The sequence below is a fragment of the Haloglomus irregulare genome (assembly GCF_007421925.1).
GTDB classification, from domain to species: Archaea; Halobacteriota; Halobacteria; order Halobacteriales; family Haloarculaceae; genus Haloglomus; species Haloglomus irregulare.
The window spans coordinates 18,856-30,630 of the sequence record NZ_QMDX01000001.1 but is presented as its reverse complement, the minus strand read 5'-3'; the positions used below and the strand labels follow the sequence as shown (position 1 = coordinate 30,630).

10 protein-coding genes, 1 tRNA gene and 2 pseudogenes are annotated in these 11,775 nt (G+C 71.5%); 8 read left to right on the top strand and 5 right to left on the bottom strand.

Annotation, left to right across the window (positions count from 1 at the left end; genetic code table 11):
- Positions 1 to 35: 35 nt before the first annotated feature.
- Positions 36 to 110: transfer RNA gene (locus DP107_RS00185), tRNA-Met, on the top strand.
- Between the two features lie 106 nt (positions 111 to 216).
- Here the strand turns inward: DP107_RS00185 and hpt are convergent.
- Positions 217 to 783 carry a hypoxanthine/guanine phosphoribosyltransferase gene (hpt, locus tag DP107_RS00180; RefSeq protein WP_144260119.1) on the bottom strand — a complete coding sequence of 189 codons (567 nt, stop codon included), beginning with the start codon at positions 781 to 783 and terminating at the stop codon, positions 217 to 219.
- A 251-nt stretch (positions 784 to 1,034) separates the two neighbouring features.
- Positions 1,035 to 1,529 carry a hypothetical protein gene (locus tag DP107_RS00175; protein ID WP_144260118.1) on the bottom strand — a complete coding sequence of 165 codons (495 nt, stop codon included), beginning with the start codon at positions 1,527 to 1,529 and terminating at the stop codon, positions 1,035 to 1,037.
- A 344-nt stretch (positions 1,530 to 1,873) separates the two neighbouring features.
- Here DP107_RS00175 and mbhE point away from each other — a divergent pair, with 344 nt between their 5' ends.
- The 7 genes and pseudogenes from mbhE (at position 1,874) to mnhG (ending at position 8,651) form a co-directional block, all read left to right on the top strand.
- On the top strand, positions 1,874 to 4,447 hold the full coding sequence (gene mbhE / locus DP107_RS00170; protein WP_144260117.1) for a hydrogen gas-evolving membrane-bound hydrogenase subunit E: 2,574 nt from the start codon (positions 1,874 to 1,876) through the stop codon (positions 4,445 to 4,447).
- Positions 4,444 to 4,914 (top strand): MnhB domain-containing protein, encoded by a 471-nt coding sequence (locus DP107_RS00165; RefSeq protein ID WP_144260116.1) that lies wholly within the window; start codon positions 4,444 to 4,446, stop codon positions 4,912 to 4,914. The genes mbhE and DP107_RS00165 overlap by 4 nt, the downstream gene beginning before the upstream one ends.
- A 112-nt stretch (positions 4,915 to 5,026) precedes the next feature.
- Positions 5,027 to 5,371 (top strand): annotated as a pseudogene (locus tag DP107_RS00160) (sodium:proton antiporter); the annotation flags it as partial.
- A 131-nt stretch (positions 5,372 to 5,502) separates the two neighbouring features.
- Positions 5,503 to 7,284 carry a complex I subunit 5 family protein gene (locus tag DP107_RS00155; protein ID WP_144260114.1) on the top strand — a complete coding sequence of 594 codons (1,782 nt, stop codon included), beginning with the start codon at positions 5,503 to 5,505 and terminating at the stop codon, positions 7,282 to 7,284.
- Complete coding sequence (locus DP107_RS00150; protein WP_144260113.1) at positions 7,281 to 7,934, top strand: Na+/H+ antiporter subunit E; 654 nt, start codon at positions 7,281 to 7,283, stop codon at positions 7,932 to 7,934. The genes DP107_RS00155 and DP107_RS00150 overlap by 4 nt, the downstream gene beginning before the upstream one ends.
- Complete coding sequence (locus tag DP107_RS00145; protein WP_144260112.1) at positions 7,924 to 8,211, top strand: monovalent cation/H+ antiporter complex subunit F; 288 nt, start codon at positions 7,924 to 7,926, stop codon at positions 8,209 to 8,211. Before DP107_RS00150 ends, DP107_RS00145 begins: the two co-directional genes overlap by 11 nt.
- The gene (gene mnhG / locus DP107_RS00140) at positions 8,208 to 8,651 is read left to right on the top strand and encodes a monovalent cation/H(+) antiporter subunit G (protein ID WP_144260111.1); all 444 of its coding nucleotides are present in this window, start codon (positions 8,208 to 8,210) and stop codon (positions 8,649 to 8,651) included. The genes DP107_RS00145 and mnhG overlap by 4 nt, the downstream gene beginning before the upstream one ends.
- A gap of 200 nt (positions 8,652 to 8,851) precedes the next feature.
- Here the strand turns inward: mnhG and DP107_RS20430 are convergent.
- From DP107_RS20430 to DP107_RS00125, 3 genes and pseudogenes are all read right to left on the bottom strand, one after another.
- Positions 8,852 to 9,426 (bottom strand): annotated as a pseudogene (locus tag DP107_RS20430) (SDR family NAD(P)-dependent oxidoreductase).
- Between the two features lie 225 nt (positions 9,427 to 9,651).
- Positions 9,652 to 10,812: a bifunctional phosphopantothenoylcysteine decarboxylase/phosphopantothenate--cysteine ligase CoaBC gene (gene coaBC, locus DP107_RS00130; RefSeq protein ID WP_144260110.1), complete on the bottom strand. Its 1,161-nt coding sequence runs from the start codon at positions 10,810 to 10,812 to the stop codon at positions 9,652 to 9,654.
- A gap of 63 nt (positions 10,813 to 10,875) precedes the next feature.
- On the bottom strand, positions 10,876 to 11,706 hold the full coding sequence (locus DP107_RS00125) for an FAD-dependent oxidoreductase (protein WP_144260109.1): 831 nt from the start codon (positions 11,704 to 11,706) through the stop codon (positions 10,876 to 10,878).
- Positions 11,707 to 11,775: the final 69 nt, after the last annotated feature.

Sequence of the window (11,775 nt, the reverse complement as noted above, 5' to 3'; positions counted from 1 at the left end):
CAACCCTTAACCGGGGTAGTGGATTACGAAGGGGTAGCGGGATGGGATAGCCAGGAGATTCCGCCGGGCTCATAACCCGGAGATCGGACGTTCAAATCGTCCTCCCGCTACTCCTCGCGTGTCTCCGACGTTCCACTCCTGAGTCGACTCTCCGCCCGAAATCGGTGGAATACTCCTCGAAGAGTTCCGATATCCGCGTTGTGTGCGTCGCGCGGTTCAGTCGTCGCCGTCCTCGTCCACGACGACGACCTCGCCGTCGACCACGTCGACGTTGATGAGCGTCTTGGCCTCGTAGGCCGTGGTCTCCAGTTCGTTCTCGCCGCCCACCTTCTTGATCACCGCGACCACGTCGGCGATCTCGGCGCCGATCTCGTCGAGGGCGCCCGTGATGGCGGTGAGCGTGCCGCCGGTCGAGAGCACGTCGTCCAGCACCAGCACGCGGTCGCCGGGCTCCACGTCGTTGATGTACATCTCGGACTCGGAGTAGCCGGTGACCTGCGAGAGCGGGACCTCCCCTTCGAGGCCGTACTTGCGCTTGCGGACGACGACCAGCGGGATGTCCGTCATCAGGGAGACGGCCGTGGAGATGTGGATGCCCATCGCCGCGGGCGTGACGATCTTATCGACGTCGAGGTCGGCCTTCCTGATGATGCTGATGACGATCTCGCGCAGCAGCTCCGGGCGCAGCATCGGGACCCCGTCGCTGATGGGATGGACGAAGTAGTGGTAGCCGTCCTTCTCGATGATCGGCGCGTCCAGCAGGGACTGACGGAGCCGGTCCATGACGCGGGTTCCGCGGGGTCGAACGAAAACCTGGCGAAGCCGCTCGCCACGGGTTCCGACCGGGGAGCCTACTGTTCACCGACGGATACGGGCGCGACCGCCACGCGACGGAACGATGGGGTGTCATCCCCTGCCCCCCGCTGCACTCCGGTCGGGGCCAGCTACGCCCCATCACCGGCCACGCGCCCCGGGTAGATATTTCTGAGGCCCTGATCGTCGATCAATACCGGATCTACCGCTGTAGGCGTCGGCTAGTCGCCGACGCGAACCGTCACGGTCGACTCGTGGACGAACTCGGTACCGCGGTCGCTCCGGGTGATGACGCTGAGTTCGCCGACGTAGCTGTCGTTCCCGACCCGGTCGGCCTCGATCTCGGTGGGTTCGAGCGTCGCACTGAACCGTCCCTCCTGGGCGCTGCTCAGGACGTGGGCGGTCACGCGGGTGTGGCCGACCTCGGCGATCTGGAGTCTGTAGGTGAGTGCGGGCCGGCCGGTGACGTTCGCGATGTCGACCGTCACCGCCGGGACCAGCAGCCGGTAGTAGTCGGTTCCGTTCTCCTGTACCCGGTCCAGCCGGACGGTGTCCGGCGTCTCGAGCACGGTGGCCTCCATCGACCCGGTGGCGTAGGCGTCGGTCCCCCCCTCGGCCGCCAGCGAGCGGATATCGGCGCCGTACGGGCCGGCCGCGAGTGCGACGCCGAAACAGGCCGCGAGGACGAGGGCGGCGGCGACGTGACTGCGCTCCATCCGACGCTGATGCGGGCCGGACGGGGATACGTGTTCGGTGGCTCAGCGGCTCGACACGAGGGGCACAGGCACCAAGCGAGCCGGACCACGACGCTCCCGGGGAGAACCAGCCAACGCCGTCGTCCGTACGGCCCCTCCGAACTGGAATCGGCCGCGAGGCGCTCACTGGCTGGTAGATGGAGGGCAGTTCCACGACAGCCCGAGTGGGGAAGCCGGACAACTGATGCTTCCTATCCCGACGGCACCCCGCCCGACCACCGCGTACCCCCACTGTCGCCATCGTTCGCCGGGGTTACCCGCACAATCGGCAACCCTTATTGCCCGTGCGGGCCCGATTCCGAACCGTGCAACCGGACGCCGCCGTCCTCGTCGCGGCGCTCGCCCTCCCGTTCGTAGCGGTGCCGTTCGTCCCGGCACTGTTCCGTGTCGTCGGGCAGCGGGTCGCGTTCTTCGCCGCCGCCGTCGCCGCGGGGAGCTTCGGTCTCCTCGCGACGCAGTACGGCGCCCACGGCGCGGTCCAGCTCCCGTGGATCCCCTCGCTCGGCGTCAGTCTCACCCTCTACGTCGACGGGCTGGCGCTGCTGATCGGCTTCCTCGCCAGCGGCGTCGGCGTCCTCGTCTTCACCTACTCCTACGGCTACATGGCCCACGAGCACGGCCATGTCAAGTACTACGCCACGCTGCTCGCGTTCATGGGGTCGATGCTCGGGGTCGCGTTCGCGGCCGACCTGCTGGCCCTCTTCGTCTTCTGGGAGCTGACGTCGGTCACCTCCTTCCTCCTCATCGGGCATCACCAGCGCGAGGACGCCTCGCAGTACGCCGCCCGGAAGTCGATGCTCATCACGGTCGCCGGCGGCCTGTTCATGCTCGCGGGCTTCCTCGTCCTCGCGTTCGCCTCCGGGGATACGGCCGCCGGCCGGACGTTCGTCCTCATCGGCACGGAGAACTCGCTCATCGCCAACGGCGAGGCGGTGCGGGAGGCGCTCCGGGCCGCCGGCCTGTTCGTCCCCGCGCTCGCGCTCGTCGCGGTCGGCGCCATCACGAAGTCCGCACAGGCGCCGTTCCACGTCTGGCTGCCGAACGCGATGGAGGCGCCGACACCCGTCTCGGCGTTCCTCCACAGCGCGACGATGGTCAAGGCCGGCGTCTACCTGGTGGGCCGGTTCCGGCCGCTGTTCGCCCCGGAGCTCCCGAGCGTGCCGGAGTGGACGCTCCTGCTCGCCACGCTCGGCCTCGTCTCCATGACCATCACCGCCATCCTCGCCGTGGGTGCGACCGATATCAAGGAGCTGCTGGCCTACTCCACGGCCTCGCACCTGGGCCTCATCATCGCGGGCTACGGCCTCGCCGGTCCGGCTGCAGTCGAGCTCGGCGCCGAGACGGGGGCCTTCCATATATTCAACCACGCCGTGTTCAAGGCGACCCTCTTCCTCGTCGCCGGCATCATCGCCCACGAGGCCCACACCCGGAAGCTCGAGGAGTTGGGCGGGCTCGCGGGTGACCTCCCCATCGTGGCCGGCATCACGGGCATCGCCGCGCTCGGGATGGCGGGGGTCCCGCCGTTCAACGGCTTCTGGTCGAAGGAGCTCCTCTTCGAGACCACCTACTTCGTCGCCGTCGAGCACGGCGGGCTCTACTGGCTCTACCCCGCCATCGCCGTCTTCGGTAGCGTCTTCACCTTCCTCTACTCCATCCGCTTCCTGATGCTGTTCTTCGGCGACCGCCCGTCCGGGCTCGCGGACGACATCCACCGGCCGCCGCTGGCGATGCTCGCACCGCCCGCACTCCTCGCCGCGATCGCCCTCGCGACCGGCATCGTCCCGCAGCTCGGCATCGACGCCGTCGTCCAGTCGGCCTTCGAGGCCAGCCTCCCGGTCGCCGCCGAGGCCCACTCGCTGACGCTCTCCATCCCGAAGCTGTTCTCCTTCACGCCGTACCTCGGGATGAGCCTGCTCACGGTCGGCCTCGGCGCGGTCGCCTACCCGTTCTACGGCCGACTCCACGCGGGCGTCCGATGGGCCCGTGCGGTGGACTACACCAGCCCCAACTGGTACTACGACGGGCTGACGGAGGGCGCGAACGGCGTCTCCCGGCGGCTCGCCGTCGGGCTCCACGGCGGCGCCTTCCGGACCTACGTGGCGCCGCTCCTGCTCGGGACGGCGGTCCTCGCGCTCGCGGGCTACGCGGCCGCCGGGTCCATCTCCGTCGACGGCGTCGGAGCCGTCCCGCCGGTCCCGCTCATCGTCGTCCTCGGCGTGGCCGTCGTCGGCGCCGGCGCCGTCGCGCGGGCGCCCTCCCACATCGCGGGTGTACTCACGCTCTCGGTTCTCGGGTTCATGGTCGCCATCGTGTTCATCCTCGCGAACGCGCCCGACCTCGCGCTGACCCAGCTCGTCATCGAGACGCTGGTGCTGGTCCTCTTCCTGCTCGTGCTGGACAGGCTCCCGGCGTACTACGGGGAGATCCGCAGCCGTGCCCGGGGTATCGCCGACGCCGCGCTGGCGTCGCTCGTCGGGTTCACCGTCTTCGCGACGGTGCTGGTCGCCACGAGCGCGTCGCCGGAGGAGCCAATCTTCCAGTACTTCCTCGCCCGGGCGGGCGTCCCGGCGGAGCACGGGCCGTTCTTTTCGGACTTCGGCGGCGGCTCCAACGTCGTCAACGTCATCCTCGTCGACTTCCGCGCGTTCGACACGCTCGGCGAGATCGCGGTCGTGGCGATGGCCGCCCTCTCGGTGCTGACGCTGGTCGGGATGCGGGCCCAGACCGAGACCGAGATGGCCGAACGGCCCGAGTCCGACTCCGCCGACGACCCCGCCGCCACCCCCGCGACCGACGGGGGGCGGGGGCCGCCCCCGGCATCCGCCGACGACCCGGCCCCATCGGACGGCACGGACGGGTCCGGAGGTGTGGACCGATGAGCGAGGACCGCGAGCCGACCGTCATCGTCAAGACCGTGACCCGGACCGTCGTCCCCCTCATCGCACTGACGGCCATCGCGCTGCTCATCAAGGGACACAACCTCCCGGGCGGCGGCTTCATCGCGGGCGTCCTCACCACGACGGCCTTTGCCCTCCTGTACGTCATCTACGGGCTGGACACCGTCCGCCGCGACCTCGTCACGAACGCCGGGGGGGTGGGACTCCTTTCGGGACCGACCCAGTCATACACCCGGGCGTTCGCCGGCGGCCTCGCGCTCGCCTTCGGCTCCGGGGTCGCCGCGATGCTGTTCGATGTCCCGTTCCTCACGCAGGCGGTAGTGTTCGTCGATGGGATCCCTCTGTACGGGGAGCTGGAGTTCGCCTCGGCGCTCGCCTTCGACCTGGGCGTCTACTTCGTCGTCGTCGGGTCGCTCCTGACGATCATCGCGGTGGTGGGCAAGGAATGACGGGCGCACGTCCGACGTTCCGACGGTCGCCGCGGTCGCGACCCGACAGCGTCGGCCGACCGTCGCCGACGGGTCCTGCCGACTCGTGGCGTCGCACGGGGGTGTGTTGCTGATGGCGGAGCTCGTCCTCGCGCTGGCGCTGGGGACACTGTTCGCCATCGGGACGTTCCTCGTCCTCCGCCGGGACATCGTCCGGGTCGTCTGGGGCGTGGCGATCATCTCGCAGGCGGCGAACCTGTTCCTCGTCACGATGGGCTTCGGGCTCACCGGTGACCCGGCGGCCGACGCGCCGGTGCTGACGGCCGGCGAGGGCGCGATGTACGCGGACCCGCTGGTCCAGGCGCTCGTCCTCACGGCCATCGTCATCGGCTTCGGGACGACGGCCTTCGCGCTGGTGCTGAGCTACCGCGTCTACGAGGAGAACGGCACCATCGACCTCGTGGACCTCGCGTCGAGCCCCTTCGAGGGGCCCGCCGCACGGGCCGGCGAGGCGCGGGCGGACGGCGGGGAGCCGACGGCCGACGACGGTCGCTCGGAGGTCGCCGACCGGCCGGCTGCCGACGATGCGGCCGACGGGGGTGACCACTGATGACCTCGACGGTCGTCATCGCGCCGCTGCTGGTCGCGCTCGGGACCGCCATCCTGGCGCTGTTGACGCGGCGGGTCCCCCGCCTCCAGCGGGCGCTCTCGGTGGCCGGCGCCGGGGCGTACGTCGTCGGTGTCGCCGTCCTCGTCCGGGCCGTCCGGCTCGACCCCGACGGCCGGCTGGTCTACCGGGTATCGAACTGGGACGGCCCCTTCGGTATCGTCCTGATCGCGGACCCGCTGTCGACGCTCATGCTCGCGCTCGCGGCCGTCGTCTCGCTGGTCGCGGCCGTCTACAGCGTCCGCTTCGTCGGGCGCGAGGGCCAGCGCCTCTCCTACCACGCGCTCTACCACCTGATGGTGGTCGGGGTGACCGGCGCCCTCCTCACCGGCGACGTGTTCAACCTCTTCGTCTGGTTCGAGGTGATGCTGATGTCCTCGTACGTGCTGGTCGCCTTCGCCAGCGACTCGGATGCGACCCGCGCCGCGCTCCAGTACGCCGTGCTCAACCTGCTGGGGAGCGCGGTGATGCTGCTCGCCATCGGCGGCCTCTACGCGACCACCGGGACCCTCAACATGGCCGACATGGCTCGCCGGCTCGCCGACCCCACGGCCTTCGGCATCGACCCCGCGCCCGTGCTCGGGCTCTCGGCGCTCCTGCTCGTCGTCTTCCTGCTGAAGGCCGGTGTCATGCCGTTCCAGTTCTGGGTGCCCGACGCCTACCGCGCCGCGCCCGCGCCAGTGACGGCCGTCCTCGCCGGCGTCGTCAAGAAGGTCGGCGTCTACGCGGTCGTTCGGCTCTACTTCACCGTCTTCGCGGCCGCGCCACTGACGGTGTCGCTCCCCGGCATCAGCGGCGGTCCGGAGCTCGGCTTCCTGGCCTTCTTCGGGCCCGTGCTCTTCCTCATGGCGACGGCCAGCGCCATCCTCGGCGGCCTCGGTGCCATCGACCAGCCGGACATGGAGGGGCTGCTGGCCTACTCCTCCATCGCCCAGATCGGCTTCATCATGCTCCCGCTTGCGGTCGCGGCCACCGCCGCCGCCCCCGCGGTCCGGACGGTCGGCATCGCGGCCGCGCTGGTCTACAGCGTCAACCACGGGCTCGCGAAGTCGCTCCTCTTCCTCGCCGTCGGGGCCGCCGAGGACGCTATCGGCTCGACCCGGCTCTCGGACCTCGGCGGGCTGACCGAGGTCGCGCCGGTGCTCTCCGGGGCCTTCCTCATCGGCGCGCTGTCGCTGGTCGGGATCCCGCCGCTGACCGGCTTCTTCGCGAAGCTGCTCGTCTTCGACACCGCCGTCCGCGCGGGTGCCCCCCTCGCGCTGGCCGTCGCCCTCGCCGGGGCCATCCTCACCATCGCGTACGTGACCCGCGCCTGGAACAACGCGTTCTGGGGGTCGCCCGGCTCCCGCGTCCACGCGGCCGCGACGGCCGCCCGAACCGGGCGCGACGACGGGCCGGCGGTGGCCGACGGCGGCCACGCCGACGCGGCGGACGACGCTCACGGCACCGCAGGCGACGACCTCGCGACAGTGGCGAGCATCGCCGACCCCGTGCTGGTCGGCTGCACGCTCTCGCTTGCGGTCCTGCTCGTCGCGCTGGGCATCGGCTTCGACCCGTTGTACGCCGCCGCCACGGACGCCGCCGCCGCGGCGCTCGACACCGAGGCGTACGTCCGCGCGGTCGACCCGGCCATCGCCGGCGACGCCATCGCCGACGGCGGCGGGACCGGCGGCGACCAGGACGTGGCGGAGCAGCTCCGGGCGCTCCGGGGTGATGGCCGATGACCCGCCGCTGGCTGCCCGTCGGCCTCGCGCTGGCGGTCCTCTGGCTGTTCGTCCGCGGCGTCGACCCCACGCCGCTCCCGGGCGGGGTGACGACCATCGCCGAGGAGTTCCTCATCGGTCTGCTGGTCGGGCTCCCGATGGCGTTCGTGCTCCGGCGGTTCTACGAGCCGGAGTTCGCCGTCCGCCCCTCGCTCCGGGCCACCCCATACGCGGGGCTCTACCTCGCGGTCTTCCTCCGCGAGGTCATCACGGCGAACATCGATGTCGCCTACCGGGTGCTCGCGCCGTCGATGCCGATAGAACCGGACGTCATCGCGGTGCCGCTCCGCGTCGAATCCGACGCCGCCATCACCACCATCGCGAACTCCATCTCGCTCACCCCCGGTACGCTCACCATGGACCACGACGCCGAGACCAACACGCTGTACGTGCACGGCATCAACTGCGAGGACGAGGAGGCGCTCCTGGCCCCCATCCGGACCTGGGAGGACTACGCGCTCGTCATCTTCGAGGCTCGGGACCCGTCGACGCCGGTGCCCGACCGCCCCGGCCGTCCCTCTGCCGACGGCGGTCGCCCCGCCGACGGCGCCGGACCGGGCATGGCCGCCGACACCGAGGCCGACATCGGGGGTGAGGCCGATGGCGAGTGAGCCGGCGTTCCTCGAACCCGTGTTGCTGGGCGCGCTGGTGCTCTCGGCGGTCATCACTCTGGTCGCGGGCTACCGGACCATCGTCGGCCCGACGACGCCGGACCGGGTCGTCGCGCTGGACGTCATCGCGACGAACGTCGTCGCCATCGCCGCGCTGTACGCCATGTTCACCGCCCGCGGCCTGTACGCCGACGTGGCCCTGGTGCTCGCCATCATCGGCTTCATCAGCACCATCACCGTCGCACGCTACGTGACGGAGGGGGACGTCATCGAATGACGCCGACACCGCTCGCCGCGCCCGACACGGTCGTCCTCGTCGCAAAGGGCGGCGGCGCGCCGACCGTGGGACCCGTCCGCGGCGCGGTCGTCGTCGGGCTGGTCGCGATCGGGGCCTTCTTCCTCCTCGTGGGGACCGTCGGCCTCGTCCGGCTGCCGGACATCTACAACCGGATGCACGCGACCAGCAAGGCGACCACCATCGGCGCCGCCTCCATCCTGCTGGCGAACACGGCCTACTTCGGTCCCCGGGGCGCGGGGCTGGTCTCGCTCGTCGGCATCGTCTTCCTGTTCGTCACGGCCCCGACCGGCTCGCACATGATCAGCCGGGCCGCCCAGCGGATGGGCGTTGACTTCGTCGGCGACGTGACCTGGCCCGCCGGCGACGACGGGGTCGATGACCCCACCGAAGCCGACGCCGCCGAGCCGGTCGACGACTGACCCACGGACACGGCCGATTCCGCACCGTGCTCACGCCCTCGCTGCCCCGAGCGCCGGCACGTCGCCGGTCGCCTCAGATAACCGATTCCACTCCCACCGGGTCAGTACCACGTCCCGCTGGCGTCGATGTCGATCTCCTGTGCCGTGACGTGGCGCCCCCGCTCGCTGGCGAGGGAGGCCACCTCCTCGGCGTCGATCACCTAGTCCGCCAGGGTGAACTCCTCGGGGCCGATATCGGCCAGTTCGGCCTGCTTGGCGACCATCTCCTCGATGCGCGGGCCCTCGACCGGCCCCGGGAGGAGGGTGTTGGCGGTGACGCCGTCGCGGGCGAGCTCGTAGGCCAGCGTCCGGGTCATCCCGACGAGCGCCGCCTTCGAGGCCGCGACGCGAGCCGGCTGGCGTAGGGCCGCCTCCCGCCGATGGACCCGATGTCGACGACGCTGCCCCGGTCGGACTCCCGGAGGTGACGCTCGGCGTGCTTGGCACAGAGGAACGGGCCGACGACGTTCACCTCCTGGGTCCGGCGGAACTCGTCGGCGTCGATGCGGTGGACCGGCTGGACCGGGTCGCCGATGCCGGCGTTGTTGACCGGACAGTCCAGGCCGCCGAACGTCCCGACGGTGGCCTCGACGGCCGTCTCGCCGCCCGCGGCCTCGACCGCCGCGGCGGTCTCCTCGATGGCGTCGGCGCTCCGGGCCGCACAGACGACGCTCGCGCCGTAGCCGCCGAGCGTCGTCGCGATGGTCTCCCCGATACCCTGCGAAGCGCCCGTCACGAGTGCGGTGGTGTCTTCCAGCACGCCCTCCCCGTCGCCCGGTCGGCTGTCAGGGGTTCACCACCGTCGGACCGGACGCCAGCGACGGGTCCTCCTCCGGAGGCGGTCGGCGGATTGCTGGGATACGATGCTCTTGCGGGTCGAAAGACCCGCAGAAGCCGACCTATCACGGGATAACCCGTAAACACCGACGCACTGGCGGGTGCGATTCCCCTTGCCCTTCCCCTATGCCCCGTCCAGTTCGTCCGCCAGTTCCGCCGCGATGCGGAGCCCGAGTTCGTCCTTCGAGCCGACGAACTCCGTCGTCCCGGACTCGCGGACGAACAGGGTGCGGGTCTCCTCGCTGCCCAGCACGGTTGCGTCGTTGCCGACGACGAACGCGAGCCCGGCCCGTTCCAGGGTCCTCCGTGCCCGTGCGACGAGTGCCTCGTCGTCGCCGGCGGTCTCCAACTTGAAGCCGACGACGGTCAGGTCCGGGTGCTCCTCCCGGACCGTGTCGATGAGCTTCGGCGTCGGCTGCAGTTCCAGTGTCAGCTCCTGCCCGGAGCGGAGCTTCCCGTCGCTCTCGGCGACGGTGTAGTCGCCGATGGCGGCGGCGCTCACGAGGGCGTCGGCGCCGTCGGCGTGTTCCAGCACGCCGGCCAGCATCTCGGCGGCGCTCTCGACCCGCTCGACGGTCGCGTACGAGACGTCCGGGCCGTCGTGCACCAGCGTCACGTCCGCGCCGTGGGCGTAGCAGGCCCGGGCGACCGCACGGCCCGTCCGCCCCGAGGAGCGGTTGGTGAGGACCCGGACGGGGTCGATGCGCTCGGTCGTCGCCCCGCTCGTGACGACCACGTGACGCCCGTCGAGCGGGTCCGGCCCGGCGGCCCGGGCGGTCTCGGTGACGATGTCGGCCTCGGTCGCGATCTTCGCCTTCCCCTCCTCGACGCGGGGGTCGACGAACGAGACGCCCCACTCCTCCAGCCGGTCCAGCGATTCGAGGACGCCGGGGTGGTCGTACATCGGCTCGTGCATCGCAGGCGCGACGACGACGGGGACGTCGGCGCCGAGCGCGACCGTCGCGCAGGTCGTGACGGGGGTGTCATCGACCGCGGCGGCGACCTTCCCCACCGTGTTGGCCGTGGCGGGGGCCATCAGCAGCACGTCGGCCCAGCCGTCCCGGCCGCAGAGCTCGACGTGCTCGACCCGGCCGGTGATCTCCGTGACGACGTCGTTCTCGGTGGCGAACTCCAGCGCCCACGGGTGGATGATGCCCGTCGCGGCGTCGGTGGTGACCGCCCGGACGGCCGCCCCCCGGCGACGCAGCTCGTGGGCCAGCTCGACCGTCTTCACGGCCGCGATGGAGCCCGACACACCCAGCGCGACGTTCACGCCCTCCAGCATACCCCGCCCTTGCCCCGTGGGGGTATTGAGTCCCCCGCCACGCGCGCCGTCACGGCCGGCCGTTCACCCTCCGTCCTCGTCCCGCCGCTCCACCACGCTCGGATGCATCGTCGGCTCGCCGGGATGGGGGTCGGCGAACGCCTCGCGCATCCGCTCGCGGGCGGCCCGCTCGCGTGCCTCCCACTCCGCCTGCGGGATCTCCTCGCAACCGGGCGGGACCTCGCGCCCGCGCTCGGTGAAGTAGCCCTCGGGCGCCACCCAGTCGTAGAAGTAGGGCCGTCCGCCGTCCTCGAGTATCGCCAGCCCGACCTCCGCGCCGTGGCCCGCGCAGACGACCGCCTGGTGGGCCTTGCCGGCCAACCGCCCGGCCGCGTACAGGCCGTCGACGGCCGTGCGACCGCAGTCGTCCGTCTCGACGTAGGTCTTCGACCCCCGTTCCAGCAACACGACACCGCTCCCGTCCAGATACGAGGCGTCCGACCAGGAGGCCGCCACGACGGTCGGCGCCGTCAGCACCCGGTCCTCGCCGGGCCGCTCGACCCGGACCGCGTGGTGCTCGTCGCCGTCGCCGGCATCGAGGGCCGTCACCCGGCCGTCGAGGAACGCGGCCCCGGCCTCGCCGGCCTGCTCGGCGAGGAGGTCGAGGAACAGGCGCGCGTTCACCCCGGCCGGGAAGCCGGGGACGTTCTCCAGATGGGCGTTGCGCCGGAGGATGGACTCGCCGTCGTCGACCACCAGCGTCTCCAGCCCCGCCCGCCCGGCGAACGTCGCCGTGGTCAGGCCTGCGATACCGCCGCCGACCACCAGCACGTCCGCCGACTCGTGGCTCGCCCCCGACCCCGTCCCGGGGGCGACCGCCCCGTCCCGCTCGGCCCCATCGACGCCATCGCTCATGGCTCCGCTCGGTGACGGGCGGACAGGAAGCTGACGGTTCGACCCGGACCGCGGAACGCTTACCAGCCG

Coding starts and splice junctions, on each gene's coding strand:
- hpt (WP_144260119.1), bottom strand. CDS start 783: ATGGACCGGCTCCGTCAGTCCCTGCTGGACGCGCCGATCATCGAGAAG.
- DP107_RS00175 (WP_144260118.1), bottom strand. CDS start 1,529: ATGGAGCGCAGTCACGTCGCCGCCGCCCTCGTCCTCGCGGCCTGTTTC.
- DP107_RS00165 (WP_144260116.1), top strand. CDS start 4,444: ATGAGCGAGGACCGCGAGCCGACCGTCATCGTCAAGACCGTGACCCGG.
- DP107_RS00155 (WP_144260114.1), top strand. CDS start 5,503: ATGACCTCGACGGTCGTCATCGCGCCGCTGCTGGTCGCGCTCGGGACC.
- DP107_RS00150 (WP_144260113.1), top strand. CDS start 7,281: ATGACCCGCCGCTGGCTGCCCGTCGGCCTCGCGCTGGCGGTCCTCTGG.
- DP107_RS00145 (WP_144260112.1), top strand. CDS start 7,924: ATGGCGAGTGAGCCGGCGTTCCTCGAACCCGTGTTGCTGGGCGCGCTG.
- mnhG (WP_144260111.1), top strand. CDS start 8,208: ATGACGCCGACACCGCTCGCCGCGCCCGACACGGTCGTCCTCGTCGCA.
- coaBC (WP_144260110.1), bottom strand. CDS start 10,812: ATGCTGGAGGGCGTGAACGTCGCGCTGGGTGTGTCGGGCTCCATCGCG.
- DP107_RS00125 (WP_144260109.1), bottom strand. CDS start 11,706: ATGAGCGATGGCGTCGATGGGGCCGAGCGGGACGGGGCGGTCGCCCCC.